This window comes from Oleiharenicola lentus, from assembly GCF_004118375.1.
Taxonomy (GTDB): domain Bacteria; phylum Verrucomicrobiota; class Verrucomicrobiia; order Opitutales; family Opitutaceae; genus Lacunisphaera; species Lacunisphaera lenta.
Genome location: NZ_SDHX01000001.1, coordinates 2,420,477 through 2,438,105, shown reverse-complemented (window position 1 = coordinate 2,438,105; position 17,629 = coordinate 2,420,477). Strand labels below are relative to the sequence as shown.

General features: G+C 63.9%; 17 protein-coding genes. 5 read left to right on the top strand and 12 right to left on the bottom strand.

Features of this window, described 5'->3' with window-relative positions:
* Positions 1–35: 35 nt before the first annotated feature.
* From ESB00_RS10125 to dnaG, 6 genes are all read right to left on the bottom strand, one after another.
* The gene (locus ESB00_RS10125; RefSeq protein WP_218938726.1) at positions 36–1,112 is read right to left on the bottom strand and encodes a class I SAM-dependent methyltransferase; all 1,077 of its coding nucleotides are present in this window, start codon (positions 1,110–1,112) and stop codon (positions 36–38) included.
* 2 nt (positions 1,113–1,114) lie between these two features.
* On the bottom strand, positions 1,115–1,399 hold the full coding sequence (locus ESB00_RS19885) for a hypothetical protein (RefSeq protein WP_218938725.1): 285 nt from the start codon (positions 1,397–1,399) through the stop codon (positions 1,115–1,117).
* Positions 1,400–1,438: 39 nt separating this feature from the next.
* Positions 1,439–1,627, bottom strand: coding sequence for a hypothetical protein (locus ESB00_RS10120; RefSeq protein ID WP_129047571.1), 189 nt, complete (start codon positions 1,625–1,627; stop codon positions 1,439–1,441).
* Between the two features lie 188 nt (positions 1,628–1,815).
* Positions 1,816–2,034, bottom strand: a complete 219-nt coding sequence (gene tatA, locus ESB00_RS10115) for a twin-arginine translocase TatA/TatE family subunit (protein ID WP_129047570.1) — start codon at positions 2,032–2,034, stop codon at positions 1,816–1,818.
* Positions 2,035–2,085: 51 nt separating this feature from the next.
* Positions 2,086–4,020 carry an RNA polymerase sigma factor RpoD gene (rpoD, locus tag ESB00_RS20195; protein WP_129047569.1) on the bottom strand — a complete coding sequence of 645 codons (1,935 nt, stop codon included), beginning with the start codon at positions 4,018–4,020 and terminating at the stop codon, positions 2,086–2,088.
* A 56-nt stretch (positions 4,021–4,076) separates the two neighbouring features.
* A complete protein-coding gene (dnaG, locus tag ESB00_RS10105) occupies positions 4,077–5,933 on the bottom strand; it encodes a DNA primase (protein WP_129047568.1) in 1,857 nt (618 codons plus the stop codon).
* A gap of 198 nt (positions 5,934–6,131) precedes the next feature.
* Between dnaG and ESB00_RS10100 the strand changes: the two genes are divergently transcribed.
* Positions 6,132–7,178, top strand: a complete 1,047-nt coding sequence (locus ESB00_RS10100; protein WP_129047567.1) for a DUF362 domain-containing protein — start codon at positions 6,132–6,134, stop codon at positions 7,176–7,178.
* A gap of 16 nt (positions 7,179–7,194) precedes the next feature.
* Here ESB00_RS10100 and ESB00_RS10095 read toward each other — a convergent pair whose 3' ends face one another.
* From ESB00_RS10095 to ESB00_RS10080, 4 genes are all read right to left on the bottom strand, one after another.
* Positions 7,195–8,214 (bottom strand): PH domain-containing protein, encoded by a 1,020-nt coding sequence (locus tag ESB00_RS10095; RefSeq protein ID WP_129047566.1) that lies wholly within the window; start codon positions 8,212–8,214, stop codon positions 7,195–7,197.
* Between the two features lie 4 nt (positions 8,215–8,218).
* The gene (locus tag ESB00_RS10090; RefSeq protein ID WP_129047565.1) at positions 8,219–8,737 is read right to left on the bottom strand and encodes a PH domain-containing protein; all 519 of its coding nucleotides are present in this window, start codon (positions 8,735–8,737) and stop codon (positions 8,219–8,221) included.
* Positions 8,738–8,819: 82 nt separating this feature from the next.
* Positions 8,820–9,308 (bottom strand): hypothetical protein, encoded by a 489-nt coding sequence (locus ESB00_RS10085; RefSeq protein WP_129047564.1) that lies wholly within the window; start codon positions 9,306–9,308, stop codon positions 8,820–8,822.
* A 67-nt stretch (positions 9,309–9,375) separates the two neighbouring features.
* A complete protein-coding gene (locus tag ESB00_RS10080) occupies positions 9,376–10,284 on the bottom strand; it encodes an IPT/TIG domain-containing protein (protein WP_129047563.1) in 909 nt (302 codons plus the stop codon).
* A gap of 73 nt (positions 10,285–10,357) precedes the next feature.
* On the opposite strand from ESB00_RS10080, the gene hemW reads away from it, so the two are divergent.
* Positions 10,358–11,563 carry a radical SAM family heme chaperone HemW gene (gene hemW / locus ESB00_RS10075; RefSeq protein WP_129047562.1) on the top strand — a complete coding sequence of 402 codons (1,206 nt, stop codon included), beginning with the start codon at positions 10,358–10,360 and terminating at the stop codon, positions 11,561–11,563.
* A gap of 119 nt (positions 11,564–11,682) precedes the next feature.
* Positions 11,683–12,693 (top strand): M23 family metallopeptidase, encoded by a 1,011-nt coding sequence (locus tag ESB00_RS10070; RefSeq protein WP_129047561.1) that lies wholly within the window; start codon positions 11,683–11,685, stop codon positions 12,691–12,693.
* Positions 12,694–12,712: 19 nt separating this feature from the next.
* Here the strand turns inward: ESB00_RS10070 and ESB00_RS10065 are convergent, their stop codons facing one another.
* Both ESB00_RS10065 and ESB00_RS10060 read right to left on the bottom strand, forming a co-directional pair.
* Positions 12,713–13,087 carry a TPR end-of-group domain-containing protein gene (locus tag ESB00_RS10065; protein WP_129047560.1) on the bottom strand — a complete coding sequence of 125 codons (375 nt, stop codon included), beginning with the start codon at positions 13,085–13,087 and terminating at the stop codon, positions 12,713–12,715.
* Between the two features lie 100 nt (positions 13,088–13,187).
* Entirely contained in the window at positions 13,188–13,658 is a 471-nt protein-coding gene (locus ESB00_RS10060; protein ID WP_129047559.1) for a Fur family transcriptional regulator, read from the bottom strand.
* A 107-nt stretch (positions 13,659–13,765) separates the two neighbouring features.
* Here ESB00_RS10060 and priA point away from each other — a divergent pair, with 107 nt between their 5' ends.
* Both priA and ESB00_RS10050 read left to right on the top strand, forming a co-directional pair.
* Positions 13,766–15,997: a replication restart helicase PriA gene (gene priA, locus ESB00_RS10055; RefSeq protein ID WP_129047558.1), complete on the top strand. Its 2,232-nt coding sequence runs from the start codon at positions 13,766–13,768 to the stop codon at positions 15,995–15,997.
* 185 nt (positions 15,998–16,182) lie between these two features.
* A complete protein-coding gene (locus ESB00_RS10050; RefSeq protein WP_129047557.1) occupies positions 16,183–17,601 on the top strand; it encodes a UDP-N-acetylmuramate--L-alanine ligase in 1,419 nt (472 codons plus the stop codon).
* Positions 17,602–17,629 lie beyond the last annotated feature (28 nt).

Genomic DNA, 17,629 nt, shown 5'->3' with positions numbered 1-17,629 from the left:
ATGGCCACCTGAGCGGAAACCAGAAAAAGGGTCGGCTATGAGCCGGCCTCGAAAAGGTAGAGCACGCGCTCCGAGCCGGCCACCGGACGGCGGTCCAGCCTGCGGTAATGCCGGTCAAAGGCCTTCTGAAACGACGCCTCGGTGTAGTCCGGAAAAGTGTCGACGCGGTTGCAGAGCAGGGTGGCAACCTTTGAATCGCTTTTGGGCACCCACTCGATGATCAACGTGGCAGCGATGCGGCGAAAGAACTGCGCGCAGAGCTCAAGCGGGACATTGTTGCCGATGGCCAGGTGATGGATCAGCGCCAGCGCCAGCGCCATGTCCGGCGGTTTGCGCTCGAAGAAGGACTGGCGTTCGCGCAGTTCCCAGCCCAGCGACGGGCTGGGGTTGGTGAGGTCCAGCAGCGCCGGATGCAAATTGCTGAGCCGGTGGCTCCGGACATGACGATAACATTTCTCAACGGCGGCGGCATCGATGTCCCAGGCCACGGTCTGGGCGCCATGTTCGACGGCCAAACGGCTGAACGTGCCGTCGTTGGCGCCCAGATCCCAGACCGAGTCCGGATCACATTGCCGGATCCAGTCACTGACGGTGGCGGTTTTGTCGGCGGCAGCTTGATCGACGTAGTTGGTGTTCTGGTAATAGTCCGCCCATTCCGTGCCCTGTGGAGCCCAACGCAGGCCGCGCACGGCCGATTCGAGGCTGTCCAGTATGCCCAATAGTCCTGAGCGCGAAATCACCCGGGGTCTGACCTTGGTATCCCGGTTGACGTATCGTGATTGAGTCCGCGCATGAAGGTGCAGATGCATCAGCAGTCCCGGCCGCAACCAGCTTCGGCGGGGCAGCAGGCCGCTGGCGAGGTCCAGCGGTATCCCATCAAGATGACAGCGCAGCAGCTGACCCAACCGGACATCCCGATGGGCCATCAGCGCAAGCGGCGCGAGGAAGTGCTGGCAAAACTGACGGTAGGCCGGCCAGGACGTTCCCACGGCATACGGCTCGAAGGAAAGCGTATCGATCAGCACCGGCCGCCCCGCAAGAAACTGGATGTTGTAGGCACTGGCATCCTTGAGCGAATATCCCTCCGCGAGGGCGGCCCGCTGGATTTGCAAGGTCAGCAGTGCGGCGTCCTGGAGCTGGCTGAAGCTCCACTCAAAGGGTGGGTGATCAGCGGCAGCTGTTCAGGCTCGAGGACGAGATCGTCCCAGCCGTTCCGGCCGGGTGAAACTTCCCGATGCGGGATCAGCCAGCCGTTCGCCTGCAAACGTGCATAAAAGCCGGATTGCTTGAGCTTGGCGTAGGTTGCGGCGTAGGAGGGCGCAATCCGGCGATAAAACGTGTTGTCGTGCGCGAACACGAATCCGTCCCTGTCCCGAAAGGATGAGCCGAGTCGTTGCATCAGGTTTGTCGGAGGCGTTGGCGCAGGGCGTAGAACCGCTCAGGGATTTTCTTCCAGAGGAGCCGGGGCATCGGGTCCCTTGTCCTTGGGCTGGTCGCGTCGCACAAACGCAACGATACGCCGCCAATAGGTTTTCAGCGTGTAGGAAAGGCCGAGGATCCCCGCCAGAATCATCTGGAGCACGATGCTGCCGGCACCCGGATCTAGATAAGCAATGAGTTGGGCCATAGTGTGGGTATCTGCCTAGGAGCAATCCTTGGACCATCTGCCGGATCCGGCAGATGGTATTTAGACTAACTGTCGAACAAGACAGTTGATTGGGCCCAACTCACCAGTGCACAGCCGCTCTCTTTGTGCAAATTAAACAAAAAGGCGCACCCGGGTGGATGCGCCTGATGAATCTTGAGCGACTAGGCTCAGTTGTTGCCGGGCTTCGCCGGGGTGTCGGCCTTCTTCTCTTCCTTGGGCTCTTCCTTCGCGGCGTTCTTGAACTCCTTGATGGACTGGCCGAGACCCTTGGCGAGGGCCGGGAGCTTGGCACCGCCGAAGAGCAGCAGCAAAATGACCATGATGATGATCAGTTCGGGCGCCCCGAGGCCGAAGATGGCGAGGAGAGGGGAAAGCGTGAGGGACATGGCAGGAAACTAGTTTGGAGAAAAAGTGAGTAAAGGCCGAAAGCGGTGCGCTCAGTTCTGCGGAAACATCGGTTTGCCGAGCGGGCCGCCCTGCTTGATGAACTGCGGCGGGATTGCCGGTGGCTTCTTGAGCAGGTTCTGCGGGTTGTCGATCTGCTCGGCGTCGAAGAAGCCGTGCAATTGGCGGATGCGCGTCGGGTGGCGCATCTTGCGGAGCGCCTTGGCCTCGATCTGGCGGATGCGCTCGCGGGTGACCTTGAACTGCTTGCCGACCTCCTCGAGCGTGCGGCTGTAGCCGTCCACGAGGCCGAAGCGCAGGGTGAGCACACGGCGCTCGCGCTCGGTGAGCGAGTCGAGCACGTCCATGATCTTTTCGCGCAGGAGCGAGAAGGCGGTCATGTCGTAGGGATTGTCCGCCGACTTGTCCTCGATGAAGTCGCCGAAGCTGGTGTCGTCGCCGTCGCCGACGGGCGACTGGAGCGAGATGGGCTGCTGCGCCATCTTCATGATCTGCTGCACGCGCTCGACGGGCAGGTTCATCTCCTCGGCCACCTCCTCGGGGGTCGGCTCGTGGCCGAACTCCTGGAGGAGCTGCTTCTGGACCTGCATCACCTTGTTCAGCGTCTCGATCATGTGGACCGGGATGCGGATGGTGCGGGCCTGGTCGGCGATGGAACGGGTGATGGCCTGGCGGATCCACCAGGTGGCGTAGGTGGAGAACTTGTAGCCGCGGCGGTATTCGAACTTCTCGACGGCCTTCATCAGGCCCATGTTGCCCTCCTGGATGAGGTCGAGGAAGGAGAGGCCGCGGTTCGTGTATTTCTTGGCGATCGAGATCACGAGGCGAAGGTTGGCCTCGACCATCTCCGTCTTGGCCTTGTGGGCTTCACGGATGTGGCCGCGGGCGACCTTGAGGGTGTCGAGGAGGGCCTGCGGGGCGATGCGCAGGTCGATTTCGAGGTCCTTCAGGCGCGAGTTGACGGCGCGGACGTCGATGGCGGTGTCCTTCTTGGACTTCGGGTGCTTGGAGCGATACAGGTCGGAGAAGCACTTCTCGACATCCTGGATCTTGGGCCGGATCTCGCTGAGGAAGTCCTCAAAGACCTTCAGCTTGAAGTAATATTTGACGTAGCACTGGCGCAGCACGTTGTCGCGCTTCTTGAAGCGGATCATCGCGTTCTTCTTCGCCTTCTCGTCGCGGGCCTTGTGCGCGTCACCCCAGGCCTCGGTGGCGGCGGTGTCGTTGTCGCGGGTGGTCTGGACGAGTTTCTCGAGGCCCTTGAAGTAGGCGTCGCGGCTCTCGATTTTTTTGTCGATGACGAGGCGGTCGAAACGCTCGGTGCGGAGCAGGAGCTTTTCGCCGAGGTCGGAGAGGTGCTTGCCGACGGGGCCGAGGGCAAAGAGCGCGGCCTGCGCGTTCATCTCGGCGGTCTCGATGCGCTTGGAGATCTCGACTTCCTGCTCGCGGGTCAGCAGCGGGACCTGGCCCATCTGCTTGAGATACATTCGGACCGGGTCGTCGAGGATGTCGTTGTTCGACGTGCGGGACTCTTCCTCCTCGGCCTCCTCCTGGCGCTGCTTGTAATTGTCCACCTCCTGCGGATCGAGGATGTCGATCTCGAGGTTCTGGAGGACGGAGATGACGTTCTCGATGTCCTCGGGATTGTCCACCGACTCGGGCAGCGCCTCGTTGATGTCGGCGTAGGTGAGGTAGCCCTGTTCCTTGGAAAGACGGATCAGGTAGCGGATCTTGTCGTTGAGATCGCCGGAAAGATTCTCGAGGGCCTTCTCCTTGAATTCCTTGGCCGCGTCAGCGGTGATGTCGGGCACGGGGGCGGCGGCGCGGACGGGCTCGGCGTGGGGCTTGGCGGGCGCGTGGGCCGCTGCGGCTTTGGGCGTTTCGGACGCGTGCGATTTGGCGGCGGGGGCGTGATCCTTCGCAGGCTTCTTGGCAGCGGGAGCGGCGGGCTTGGATTTGCTCGGCATAACGTGAATAGAGTATCCCGGATGGGCTACAGCGCGAAAGGCGGGTTCGACAGCGGTCAGGAAGCCACGGTAAGCTTCGGCGGATTCAGGAGCTGACGGGTGATTTCGGCGCGCTGTTTTAAGAGGGACATCAAGTCGGGGTCACCTATCGCGCCTTTCGAGGCTATTTCAAGTTCTATTTGTTGCTTCTTCGGCTCTAGGAAGCGCTTCTGCAAGTGGCGCAGTCCCTCGTTGGCAATCTTGGTCCAATCCTCGTCGCCCGGGGCCTGGAAAAGCAAGGTGGCCACAAGCGTCTTTTCTTCCTCTGTTTCAAGGAGTTGGTCCAGAGATTCGCGCCCGTGCCAGCCGTTGTGAACGACCTCCGCCAGCAGCCGGTCAAGCAGTCTCCCGGCGGTGCTGCTTATATCAATCCAGTCGTGCGCCAGATGATGGCCGAGCTGCAGCATGAGCGCTTCGTTGTGCAGGCAGATATAGAGCAGATGCTCCTCAAAGCCCTTGGTGTGGCTGTCGGTGGCGTTCCGGACCGTTGCGGCGAAGGCTTCCTTGCCGCCGGTAAACCGCCGTCGTTCGAGGATCGCCACCTCGCTGCGTATGGCGTCGGGCTGCACGCCGAGGAGCAGCGAAATCTGCTGCAGGTAATCATCGCGTGCGACCTGGGTGTCGGCTTGGAGCGCGATCTCCACCATGCTGCGCACGGCGTTCATGCGCTCGTTGAAAGACGCCGCGCCGGGGTCGGGGAGGAAGGCCTGGCGGGCAAACGCCATCGCGCCCATGGCCCCTTTGCGCACGTCGTCGTAGGCACCGAGGCCCTTTTCCAGGAAGAGCAGGTCGGGATCGAGTTTCTCCGCGCCCGCGAGCTTGAGGAAACGCACCTCCAGACCGGCCTTGAGCGCCATCGGGAGAAAACGCAGCGCGGCCTTTTGTCCGGCACTGTCGCTGTCGAAGAAGCACTCGACCTGTGCGTGGTAACGCCGCAGCAGCTGGAGCTGGCCCTCGGTGATGGATGTGCCCTGCGGGGCAATGGCGGTCTTGAGGCCCACACTCCAGCAGCGCAAGGCGTCGAGCTGGCCCTCGACCAACACGAACGGATGTCCCTCGCCGGCGTGGCTGCGCGCCCGGTCCAGGTTGAAGAGCAGGTTGCTCTTCGTGAAAATCGGCGTCTCGGGTGAGTTGACGTATTTCGCCTCGTGCGAGGGATCGTCCTGCGGGGTGATTTCCAACTGGCGGGCCGTGAAAGCGACCACGCGGCCCTGGTGATCGCGGATTGGAATCATCAGTCGGCCGCGAAACCGGCAACGGATCGCTCCGAGCGTGGGGATGACACCGTCGCGGATGAAAAACAGGCCGCACTGGCGCAGGGCGTCCTCGGAGAATTTACGTTTCAGCATCGCCGCGGCGAGCCCGCTGTCTTCGACCGGGGCGAAGCCAATCTTGAAATCTTCCGCGAGTTCGGGAGTGAACTTGCGGTTCTTCACCCAGTAGGCCCGGATGAACTCGCCGTGCGGGTTGCCCGCCAGGAAGGCCTGCCGGTAGTAGTCGGCCGCGAGATCGTGGATATCGAAAATTTCCTGCCGCAGGGAACGCGTTTCCTTCGAGGGCCCGCCGGAACCCTCCTCGTATTCAAGGGCGAAGCCGAAGCGCTGGGCAATGGCCTCGACCGCCTCGGTGAACTGCAGGCCCTCGGTTTCCATCACAAAATTGATGGCGTCGCCGGCCTTGCCGCAGCCAAAGCATTTGAAGAAGCCTTTGTCGGCGGAAACGTTGAACGACGGCGTCTTTTCCGTGTGAAACGGACACAAGCCCTTGAACCGCCCGCCGCCGGCCTTCTTCAGCGACACGACGCGGATGACGACGTCGTGGATGTTCACGCGGTTTTTGAGGTCGCGGAGGCTTTCTGTTTTGATGACGGGCACGGGTGGAAAAGGCTGTCATCGCGAGGCCGCAACGCGACCGTGGCGATCCATCTAGCTGGATTGCTTCGTCGCTCCGCTCCTCGCAATGACAATCTGGGACATTTTCTCCGGAAACGTCAGGCAGTTTAAACTTTTCCCTTCCGGTGCGGTCTGTCAGGTTGCGCGCTCTGGTCGCCTCCCGGCCGGTCGCCTTTTTTCATGCGCCTTCCTGCACTTCCCTCCCTGCTTTGCCTCGTCCTGCTCGCCGCACCGCTGCTGCGCGCGGCTGACGCCACTCCCGCAGTGGCACCGCTGTTTGAGCACCGCTTGAACGATTTCAGCGACGCCGACTACCGCTACGCCGTGGAGCAAACGATTCAGGAGTTCGAACGCAGCTCCGGCCGCTCGCTTGTGCCCGGGGCCAAGAAAAAGGCCGGGATCAAGATTTACGCCGATTCTGGCCCCGGCTTGGCCACGCCCTTCGGGCTGGTTCGAGCCGTGATCACCGCCTTGGAAAAGCGCGGATTCGAAAAGCAGGACATCTTCCTCGTCGGCCTCAACCCGCTGCGCCTGCGCCTCACCGGATTTCTGCCCTCTTACTCCTCGGGCGTGGCGCCGTTTCCCGGCCACCCGGTCTTCGTGCTCGAGTCGGGCAAATTCTACGATCCGGCCTGGTTCTACGACAGCCCGCTGCCGGCCCGATTCGACGCCGTGTTGACCGAGCAGGCCGCCAAGCGGGCCGCCGGCGGCAAGGCCGAGACGACGGTCGAGGAGGACCGCAAGAGCTTCCTCGCCACCCCGCTGTTCCTCGACGCCGATTTCTGGATCAACCTGCCGGTTTATACCGACCACCCGGTGCTTGGCATCAACGGTTCCCTGGTCAACGCCACCCTCTGGAACGCGAGCAACACCTTCCGCTTCTTCAAGAGCCCGGCCACGGCGCCGGCGGCCGTCGCCGAAATGGCGGCCATCCCCGAGCTGCGCGAAACCTGGGCGCTGAGCATCGCCAGTCTCCAGCTCTACCAGTTCATCGGCGGCCCCTTCTTCAACTCGCTCTACACAGTCTCCGAGCCGCGCCTGCTCGCCAGCGCCGACCCGGTGCTGCTCGACTCGGCCCTGCTGCTGCGCATGAACGCCGCCCGCAAGCGCGCCGGTTTCGATCCCATTTCCGAGGATGATGCCCGCGTGCTTGAGTTTGCCCGTCAGCTCGGCGTGGGCTCGACGGATGTCGAGCATGCCGAGCTGAAGAAAATCGGGGCGCCGTAAGCCGCGGCGCGGGGGATCAACCCAGCGACGTGCGCAGGGCCCGGGCCTCGGCTGCCAGCTCCCGCGCGGCTGCGAGCAGCTCGTTGTGGTCAGGCTGCACGGCAGAAGCGGACGATGTCATCAGCTGCGCTTGCTTTTCGTCCGGATCGCCGAGTCCGCTTTCGCGGAATCGGCGCAAACGCTCCAGGATGAGGTCGCGAATTTCGGAGGCGTTTGTGACGCTGTGGAACAGGCCGAGGTGCATGTCATCTTCCTTGCCCCGGCTCTCGTGGCTGTCTCCCCCACCGGAGCCACCGCCCGCCGACTGCACCTTCACATCGGAGAGCCCGAGGAGTCGCTGGAGCGGTCCCTGTGAGACCTCGACCTGTTGGATGTTGGCGAAGCTCATGGTGGACTCGTTGACTTTCCAGAGGCCATGCCGGATGCGCAGGCTGCGGTCGGTGACCATATACCAGCGCAGATCGTAATCCATCCGGGCGAGCAGGAACGTGATCGGGAGCTGCAGGATATAGACGATGAGACCGACGATTTCGAAAAACCAAATCACCAGCATGGCCGGCTTGGGCAGACGCGAGAGAAAGTTAACCATGCCGTTGCGCCAGGCATAGAACCCTTCCACCGGGCCGAGTTTGCGCTTCGCCCTGCGGTTCTCCTGCATTTGCTTCCCGGCCGCCTCGGCCTGGGTTTTGATTTCGGAAACCACCGAGTTCACGGTGCGTTCGACGGCATTGTTACCCGCAGGCGGCTGGACCTGGGGCGCAGGGCTTGCCGCCGGTGCGGATGCGGCGGTTTTGGGCTCGGGCGCTGTTGTGCGCTGTTGTTCCACGCGGTCGCCCAGATCGGAAAACACGCCGAACCAAAAGATGATGCCGGCGAGGGCGCCAATTTGGGCCACTCCCCACTTGAGCAGTCGCAGATTGAGAAAATTCTTCCCGGCGCGAAAAACCCGCAACGAGGCCGGATCGCCGTGCGGCGCCTGGGGCTCGGGCGGCACGCGCAGCCAGTGGAGCAGGAGGGCGGTCAGGCGTGAATACATGGCTTCAGGCGCGGCGGGCGAGTTGCTCGCGCAAGGCGCGAAGTTCGGCCGCGGCTTCGCGCAGGGCGGCCACGACTTCGTCGGAGTTGGCCACGGTGTGCGTGGCCGGGGCCGCAGCCGGGTGATCCTTCACCCCGCGCATCCGGGAGTAGAGGAAGTCGCGCAGGGCCTCGAATTCCTTGATGCCCTCGATGGTCATCTCGGCCGAACTGCTGCCGGAGGCGGTCTGCACGAGGATGCGGGCGAGACCGAGCCAACGCTCGACGATGTTGGACTTGAGATGGATGTCCTGAATGCGCGCGTAGTTCACGATGATCTCCTTCCGGAAAAGGATGCCCCAGCTCATGGAGATGCCATCGTCCGTGAACTTGTACCGCATCGTGTGGTAGCGGAAATACAGGTAGGGCCCGGCGAAGACCAGCAGCGGAGGAAAGCTGAGGCAGCTGAGCAGGTAATATTTGAACAGCGATTTGTCCGGGCGCTCGATCGCCTGGATCTGCCGGTCAAGGACGGGGTCGGTCATGGGGAGGGAGAAAAGCCGGTGCGACGCTTGGGCGCAAGCCCCGGACCGTTGCAAGGCACGGCGGCGTTTCCAGAGGTAGCAGCTATTTGCTCTCGTCGGTGCGCTGCAACGGCGCGCGCACCCGCTCCGTGGCCGGCAGCCCTGTGGCCGTGTCGGCGATCCAGAATTCGCAGTAGCTGTTCTTGCCCAGGAACTGGGCGTCGGTGGCGAAACGCAGCTGATAGGCGCGCTCGCTGAGCGCGTTGAGCTGGAGCTCCGCCTCGCCGGTGAATACGCCGCGAACGAAGACCACCTTGATCTGTCGCATTCCGGCCTTAAGGGACACCGGTGTCTGCCATCCCGTCCGGCCCACGCTTAGCGGCATGCCGTCGATCGCCGCAATGAATGCCGTGAAATCATCGAGCATCGCGCTCTTCTCCTCCGAGCCGGTGATGCTGGCCGGAGGCGGCTCGATCACCGGTGGCGGAGGTGGCGGTGCCACGGCGGTTGCCGGGATCGTCTGAGTAGTCGTGCAACCGGCCAGCGCCAGCAGGGCGAGGACCATGAACAGGGATGGGGCGGGGCGGCGCATGGTTCCGGTTCAGCAAAAAGCGCACGGGATGAGCGTGCGCCTGGTGTTTGAACGATGACGGGCCGGTTCAGTTGGCGGTGACAGTGACCGCCACGCTGCTTTCACCGGCGCTGCTGCGGAAAAACAGCGAACCGCTGCCAGGCTTGCCGCCTTGGAGGGGAATCGTGACGCTGCTCAATCCGGCCGGCACCATCACCACGGGCATGACAACGCTTTCCGGCACGTCGGTGGTGACGTCGATTAACAATCCCCCTGCGGGGGCCGGCTGCGGAATGGTGAAGGTGAGGGCCTGTTGTTCGCCCTGGCGCAAGGTTACGCTGTCCGGCGCGACCTGGAAGCTGATGGCGTCCACCCGGAAGCTGCCCACTTCGAGGCTGCCGGCGGCGCCGCGCACCATGAGCTTGTAGCTGCGGCCGGGCTCCACGGCGGGCACGAAGAAGCTCAGCGAACTGGGCGACTCAAAGACGGTGCGGGTCGGATTGTTGTCGAAATAAACAATGTCCGCGGGCGAGAAGCCGGCGCCAAGGATGCTCACCCGGGAGCCGACCGGCGCGCGGGTGGCTTCGGAGCGGATCACGTAGCGGCCGGAAATCCGAAGGTTCTGCAGTTCCGAATAAAGGTCCTGCGCGTCAGAGCTGCCCTTGGTCATGTATTCGCAGATGAAGTAGTAGGTGGCGCTGGTGCGTCCGGCAGGCAATTGGTAGTCGAACTCCCAGAGGTCGGTGCCGGCGGGACTGCGGTTCATGGTGTAGCTCTGGCCGTCGATGATGATGCGCGGGCGGATCGTGGCGGTCTCGACCTGACGGCTGGCACGAAAGCTGGCCGAGATGGTGTAGATCTGTGAGGGATTCTGCGGCACGGTCTCGGGCGTGAGGTTCGTGATCGTCATGTTGCAGCCGGTGACCAGCAGCATCATGAGCAAGGCGGCCAGCGCCGGGAAAATTCTGCTCGCTTGGAGTGAGGGAGTCTTGTGCATTGGTTTGAAATTCTGACGGAAACGCCGGGGCCGCGCAGGCCGTTGGCAGACCGTTAATTGAAGAACCCTCATAATGGCCGGGCTCCCCTCAGGGCAAGAAAAAGCGCAGACGCCGACCCCCACGCCGCTCGGTGTGTATGTGCATGTGCCGTTTTGCGCGACGACCTGCGACTTCTGCGCTTTCTACCAGACCGTGCCCAAAGGCGACGCCATTGCCCGTTACCTTGACGGCATCGAGGCCGAAGCCGGGCTGGTGGAATGGGGAGGTCGCGCGGCGGCCACGGCCTTCTGGGGCGGCGGCACACCGGGGCTGCTGAAGGCCGACCAGCTGGATCGCCTCGGGCGCATCATGTTGCTCTATTGCGGCGGGCAGCCGACCGAGTGGTCGGTCGAGCTGGCTCCGGCCACGGTCACGGCCGAACGGTTGGCCGTGCTGAAGGCGTTGGGGGTCACTCGCATCTCGCTCGGCGTGCAAAGCTTTAACGATGCGTTGCTCGACGCCCTTGGCCGCCAGCACACGCCGGCGCAGGTTTACCGGGCCTACGACCTTATTCGCGCCCAAGGCTTCGCCAGCGTCAACGTGGACCTGATGTTCGCCTTGCCGGGCCAGGAGGAAACCCAGTGGCGGGCCGACCTCGACGAGGCGCTGCGGTTGGCTCCCGACCATCTCTCGACCTATTGTCTGACCTTTGAGGAGGACACCGCGCTGTGGGTGAAGCTTTCACAAGGGAAAGTGAAGCTCGATCCGGCCAAGGAGGCGCTGTTTTACCAGCGCACCTGGGACTATCTTGGCGCAGCGGGTTTTGCCCAATACGAGGTCTCCAACTTTGCCCGTCAGGGTCACGCCTGCACCCACAACCTTAACACCTGGCACATGTATGAGTGGGTCGGTCTCGGACCTTCCGGCGCCAGCCAGCACGCCGGGTGGCGCGCGTCCAATCCGCCGGATCTCGGGCTCTGGTTAGCCGATGTGGGCGCCGGCCGCCGGGCCACGGCTGATCGCACCGCGCTGACCGAAGCGTTGCTCGCCTCCGACGCCGTGGTCTTCGGCCTGCGCATGAATGCGGGGGTCTCGCTCCCGCGCCTGCGGAAACGGTTTCCGCGCGCCAATTGGTCCGGCCTTGAGGACCTGTTGCCCAGGCTGCTGCTCGAAGGCCTGCTCACCGCGACGCAGGAAGGCGTCATCCGGCTCACCCCGCGCGGCCGCCTCATCGCCGACGCCGTCGGTGCGGAGGTGCTCGAGGCCTTCGAGGCGGAAACCAGGTCGACCTCGCGATGAGTTCTGGACCCGCAGATTTTCCCGAAGCGAGTCATCCTGAGCGCAGCGAAGGATCCAAGGGACGCAACGCGCCCGCGAAAGCATTCGAAACTGCCGCTGGAATCTTCGCTGCGCTCCGAATGACATTTGCCCTTGGTGTGCTGTTTGCGGGGCTTTCGATCACCGCCGCCTACGCCCAGCGCATCGAAATCTCCTGGCCGACCCCGAGCAAGGCCTGGGAGCGCGGCAGCGACTACGAGAACTGGGTTCAACCCACGGTCTCCGGCGAGCCGCGCTCCGGTCTCTGGGGCTCCGTGCGGAGCAACGGCACGCAGTTTCACGAAGGCCTCGACATCCGCCCGGTTGGCCGGGACCGCAACGGCGAGGCCACCGACCCGGTATTCGCAGCGATGGACGGGGTGGTTCGCCACATCAGCACGAAGCCGGGCAACAGCAGTTACGGGCGCTACGTGGTGCTGGAGCATCCGGGCCTGTCGCCCGGGGTCTATACGCTCTACGCTCACCTGGCCTCGATTGACCCGGGCATCCGACCCGGCGTGACGCTCCAGCGTGGCCAACGTCTCGGCATCATGGGCCGCAGTGCGGGCGGTTACGCGATCCCGAAGGACCGGGCGCACCTGCACTTCGAGATCGGCCTGCGACTCACCGACGACTTCGCCTCGTGGTATGCGTGGAAAAAGTTCGGCAGCCCCAATGTGCACGGCGCATGGAACGGCATGAACCTGATGGGCCTCAACCCGAGGGAATTTCTCGATCAGTGGCGCAGGCGGCGGGTGGACAACTTTGATCAGTTCTTGGCGGGCCTGGATTCCGCCGTCCGCTTGCGCGTGACCACGACTCGCGTGCCGGATTTCATCCGCCGCTATCCCGCGCTGCTCACGAAACCAATCGACGGTCTGGTCGGAGGCTGGGAAGTGCAGTGTGACGTGACGGGACTGCCTTTCGCCTGGACGCCCCTGACTCCGATGGAACTCGCCGGCAAACGCGCCGGCTCAGTCGAAATCGTCTCCGTGGATACGTCCGCCCTTCGCGCCTTCCGCGGCAAAGACCTCATCCGCACCCGCAGCGGTCGTCACACGCCCGGTCCCGACCTCACCACGATGCTACAGCTGGTGTTTGGACTGCGTTAGCCCGTAAGAACCCCGCCGCTCAGCTCTGCGGCTTGAGCTGCTTGAGGAGTTGCTGGAACTCGGGGTCGGGCTTCAAAATCTCCAGGTCCGGGTCCTGTTCCATCCAGTCGCGGTCGTCGTAGCCGAGGGCAATGGCCTGGCGCAGCGTGCGCAGCGCGTCCGGGCGCTTTTTGCAGAGCGCAAGGGAACAGGCCAGGTTGTAGTGCGCCGTGGCGTTGGTCGGCTCGAGGCGCACGAGCTTGCGGTCCATCTTCAGGCCGTCGGCGATGCGGCCGACCTTGGTGTAGAGCCCGCCGAGCAGGCTGACGACCTCGGTGTAACCGGGGCAGCGGCGGTGCACCGCTTCGTAGAACTCAATTTCAAACTGCGGATCGGGTTTGGACGTCTTGGCCATTTCTAAAAGTCAGGAGCTTTACCACTAATGCACACGGATGAGACACTCATGAAGTCAGGTTCGGATTAGTGCGTAATGAGTGGAGATTAGTGGTTAAAAATCACTTCTTGGTTCGGTTCGGGCAACGGCCGCCGGAGCGGTGGGCGATGCACTGGGCGCTGACCTGCAGGCGCTGGGAGATGGGTTTTAGTCCAAGTTTCAGGGAGACGGTGCTGCCATACCAGCTCATGAACGGGGCGCTGATCTCGAAAATCTTGTCGCAGTCCACGCAGACCACCTGCGCGACCTGATTGCTGCCGCCCTCGGTGGCGGGACGGTAAAATTTCTCGCCGGAGCCGATGTCCACCTCGCGCAGGACCAGGCTCTCGGTCATGAGAGGGAGGGTGCGATAGACGGTGGCACGCGACACGGAGTCATCGATGGCCCGGGCACGTTCGAGCAGCTGCTCGGCGGTGAAGTGCTCCGTCTGGGCCATGGCGGCGTCAAAAATGGCCAGACGCTGGTTGGTCACACGGTGACCCTGCTCGGTCAGGTAGGCGGTGAATTTGTCGCGGACGGATGCTTGACTCACTGGCGGTTATGTCGCCGGTCCGGACGCAGCCTGTCAAAGGCAATCTCGGCGCAGAGATTGCGCAAAACGCGTTGCCTCGCTCCGGCGGCGCGCGCTCACTGGCGGTCATGATCGTGGGTGTCCAGCCGCTGGCGGGTTTCGACAAGCTCCTGCATTACAAGGTGCCGGAGACCCTGCGTGCGTCGATCCGGGCCGGCTCGCTCGTGCGCGTGCCCATCCTCAACCAGCACAAGGTCGGCCTCGTGATGGAGGTGAACGGCGTCGTGGACGTGCCGCTGGAAAAGCTCAAGACCGTGTCCGGCCTGTTGCAGGATTACCCGGCGCTGACGCCCGACCTGCTCACCTTGGCCAAGTGGATGCATGGTTACTACGCCGCCCGGATGGAATCCGTGCTGGAGGCAATGATCCCCGGCGCCGTGCGCGACGGCACGCGGCTCAAGCAGGAGAAATACCTCTCCGCCGCCCACAAACCGACCACCGAGGAGCTGGCCGCCCTCCGCAAAAAAGCCCCGCAGCAGTCGCGGCTCATGGAATTTCTGGCGCACCAGTTCCAACCGGCGAAGAAGAGCCTCTTGCTTTCGCGCCTCGCCGTGACCGCGGCTGTGGTGAACGCGCTGGTCAAACGTGGCTGGGTGCGTGAGGAGGTGCGTCATGTCGAGCGCGTGGCCTATGCCGACCAGTGGGCTACCGGCGAGGTCGTGGCGACGCAGCCGCCCAAGCTCAACGAGGAGCAGGCCACGATCGTCACCTCGGTGGGCGCGAGCCTCGACAAGGGCAAGTTCGCGGTGCACCTGCTGCACGGCGTCACCGGGTCCGGCAAGACCGAGGTCTATCTGCACGCCGTCGAGCGGGTACTGGCGGCCGGCGGCAGCGCGATTTATCTCGTGCCCGAAGTGGCGCTCACGCCGCAGACCGTGGCGCGCCTGCGCGGGCGATTCGAGGCGGCGGGCCACCGGACGGTGGTCTGGCACAGCCACCTGAGCGAGGGCGAGCGGCTCGACGGCTGGACGGCGCTGGCCTCGGGGCAGGCGAGGGTGGTGGTCGGAGCGCGCTCGGCGGTGTTCGCCCCGGTGCGTGACCTGCGGCTCATCGTCGTGGACGAGGAACACGAGCCCGCCTACAAGCAGGACGAAACCCCGCGCTACCACGGCCGTGACGTGGCGGTTTATCGGGCGAAACTGGCCAACGCCACCTGCTTGCTCGGCTCGGCCACCCCTTCGCTGGAGTCGTTCTCCAACGTGCGCAACGGGCGTTACCGCCTCGACGTGCTCACGAAGCGCGTGGACGACAAGCAGCTCCCGGACTTCCAGATCGTGGACATGCGCATCGAGGTCATGCGCACGCGTGGACTGGTGACGCTGTCTCGCCTGCTTGTGAACCACATGCAGGCGCGATTCGAACGGAAGGAGCAGACGATCCTTTTCATCAACCGTCGCGGCTATTCGTCGAGCATGCAGTGCCGCAAGTGCGGGCACGTGGAGGAATGTCCGCATTGCAGCGTGGCGATGACCTACCACCGCGCCGACGAAACGCTGAAATGCCATCTCTGCGGGCACGAGCGCGGCGCGCCCGCCGTGTGCCCGAGCTGCGCGGCGCCGGACATCCGCTGGCGCGGCCTCGGCACACAACGCGTGGAGGAAGCAGTGCGGCGCGTGCTGCCACGCGCGCGGCTGGAGCGCGTGGACACCGACACGATGGCCAAGCGACACCGCTTTCGCGAGATCCTGTCCGACTTCCGCACCGGCAAGATCGACGTGCTCATCGGCACGCAGATGATCGGCAAGGGACTCGATTTCCCCAACGTCACGCTGGTCGGCCTCGTGGACGCCGACCTCTCGATGCACGTGCCGGACTTCCGGGCCAACGAACGCACCTTCCAGCTCCTCGTGCAGGTGGCCGGCCGCGCCGGCCGCGGCGACCGCGCGGGCGAGGTGGTGGTGCAGACCTTCACGCCGAAGGCCGACGCCGTGCAGTTTGCGAAGAACGCGGATTTTAACGGCTTCGCCGAGGCCGAGCTGCATGTGCGCCACCGGTTCCAGTATCCGCCCTACCGGCACCTGATCCACCACCTCTTCCGCGGACCGAACCCGGAGAAGATCAAGTTTTTCGCCGAACATTGGGCCAAGGAGGTGGAGAAGGCGCTCGGCAACACCGTCGAGCTACGCGGCCCCACGCCTTCGCCCATCGAGAAGGTGAAGGACGAGTATCGCTACCAAATCTGGTATTTCTGCGCCTCGGCCGCCAAGGTCGTGCCCGCACTCGTGAAGCTGCAGGCCACGGTCAAGTGGCCGGAGGACGTATTCCAGGTCCTCGACGTTGATCCGATGAGCCTGATGTGAGGAGAGCGCCATGGATGAAGGCGGATTGCTCACCCTAGGTTTGTCATTCTGAGCGAAGCGAAGAATCCAGAGTCATGGGCACAGCGTGCATGTGGCTGGATCCTTCACTCCGTCCAGGGTGACAGGTTATGGTAATTTGGTCTTTAACTGGGCCATTCCGTGTTCATGTGTGGGCAAGGCTTTCGATGAAAATCTACTTCATGGGCATTTGCGGCACGGCGATGGGCAATGCGGCACTGCTGGCACGCGCGGCAGGGCACGAGGTGCTCGGGGCCGACGCCGGGGTTTATCCGCCCATGAGCACGGTGTTGGCTTCGGCCGGCATCACCTTGCACGAAGGCTACGATCCGGCCCGGCTCGCCCGGCTCGCGCCCGACCTCGTCGTCATCGGCAATGCCATGTCGCGCGGCAACCCCGAGGTCGAGTGGCTGCTCGACACGCGCGCCATCGCCTTCACCTCGCTCCCGGCGCTGCTGGCCGATTTCGTGCTGAAGGGCCGCAAGAACATCGTCATCGCCGGCACGCACGGCAAGACGACCACCACGGCGCTGACGGCTTTCCTCCTGCGTGAGAACGGCCGCGACCCCGGCTTCCTGATCGGCGGCGTGCCGCAGGATCCGCCGGTGGGCAACCACCTCGGCACGGCGGCCGATCCCTTCGTGATCGAGGGCGACGAATACGACAGCGCCTTCTTCGACAAGCGCAGCAAGTTCATCCACTACGCGCCGCACATTGCGGTGATGAACAACCTCGAATTCGACCACGCCGACATCTTCCGCGATCTCGCCGACGTCCAGCGCACCTTCCTGCACCTCGCCCGCATCGTGCCGCGCAACGGCTGGATCGTGCTGAACGGCGACGACGACAACCTGCGCACGCTTGGGATGTTCTCCTGGACCCGCACCGTCAAGGTTGGCACGGGCGAGGGGAACGATGTCCGGATTACGCACTTTGCCGAGTCACCCGCCGGCGTGGAGTTCACCCTGACGTGGCGCGGCGAGGATCCGCAGGTCGTGCGTTGGAGCCAGCCCGGCATCTTCAACGCCCGCAATGCCGCCATGGCCGCGGTCTCCGCGGCGCTGGCCCTTTTCCCCGACGACCCGACGCAGCTCAAACTGGATGCCCTCGCGCGCTTCCGCGGCGTGAAGCGCCGGCAGGAACTATTGGTGGACACGCCGGCGCTGAAGGTGATCGAGGATTTTGGTCACCATCCGACGGCGCTGGCCGAGACGCTCCAGTCGCTGCGCGCGCGGCATCCCGGCCTGACGGTCAACGCGGTCTTCGAGCCACGCAGCAACACCGCCCGCACCAAGGTGCTGCAGGCCAGTTTCACCCGGGCACTCGGGCTGGCCGACGAGGTTTACATCGGCGCGGTCAACCGGGCCGACAAGCTGAAGGAGGGTGACCGCTTCGACGTCGAGGCTGTCATCCAGCACCTCGACGTGCAGGGGGTCCACGCCTACACGGCCGACACCAACGCCGCTTTGCTCGATAAACTCCTGGCCAACACCTCCACCGCCAGGGAACCGCAACTGGTGGTATTCTTCACCAACGGCTCCTTCGACGGAATTATCGGCCGTTTTGTAAGTGGCACGAAGGGCTGAGGGCCACGAAAACGACGGAGTCTGGTTC

Excerpts from the sequence above, each read along its gene's own strand:
- ESB00_RS19885 (WP_218938725.1), bottom strand. The coding sequence starts at position 1,399 with ATGCAACGACTCGGCTCATCCTTTCGGGACAGGGACGGATTCGTGTTC.
- ESB00_RS10120 (WP_129047571.1), bottom strand. The coding sequence starts at position 1,627 with ATGGCCCAACTCATTGCTTATCTAGATCCGGGTGCCGGCAGCATCGTG.
- tatA (WP_129047570.1), bottom strand. The coding sequence starts at position 2,034 with ATGTCCCTCACGCTTTCCCCTCTCCTCGCCATCTTCGGCCTCGGGGCG.
- rpoD (WP_129047569.1), bottom strand. The coding sequence starts at position 4,020 with ATGCCGAGCAAATCCAAGCCCGCCGCTCCCGCTGCCAAGAAGCCTGCG.
- ESB00_RS10100 (WP_129047567.1), top strand. The coding sequence starts at position 6,132 with ATGCGCCTTCCTGCACTTCCCTCCCTGCTTTGCCTCGTCCTGCTCGCC.
- ESB00_RS10095 (WP_129047566.1), bottom strand. The coding sequence starts at position 8,214 with ATGTATTCACGCCTGACCGCCCTCCTGCTCCACTGGCTGCGCGTGCCG.
- ESB00_RS10090 (WP_129047565.1), bottom strand. The coding sequence starts at position 8,737 with ATGACCGACCCCGTCCTTGACCGGCAGATCCAGGCGATCGAGCGCCCG.
- ESB00_RS10085 (WP_129047564.1), bottom strand. The coding sequence starts at position 9,308 with ATGCGCCGCCCCGCCCCATCCCTGTTCATGGTCCTCGCCCTGCTGGCG.
- ESB00_RS10080 (WP_129047563.1), bottom strand. The coding sequence starts at position 10,284 with ATGCACAAGACTCCCTCACTCCAAGCGAGCAGAATTTTCCCGGCGCTG.
- hemW (WP_129047562.1), top strand. The coding sequence starts at position 10,358 with ATGGCCGGGCTCCCCTCAGGGCAAGAAAAAGCGCAGACGCCGACCCCC.
- ESB00_RS10070 (WP_129047561.1), top strand. The coding sequence starts at position 11,683 with ATGACATTTGCCCTTGGTGTGCTGTTTGCGGGGCTTTCGATCACCGCC.
- ESB00_RS10065 (WP_129047560.1), bottom strand. The coding sequence starts at position 13,087 with ATGGCCAAGACGTCCAAACCCGATCCGCAGTTTGAAATTGAGTTCTAC.
- priA (WP_129047558.1), top strand. The coding sequence starts at position 13,766 with ATGATCGTGGGTGTCCAGCCGCTGGCGGGTTTCGACAAGCTCCTGCAT.
- ESB00_RS10050 (WP_129047557.1), top strand. The coding sequence starts at position 16,183 with ATGAAAATCTACTTCATGGGCATTTGCGGCACGGCGATGGGCAATGCG.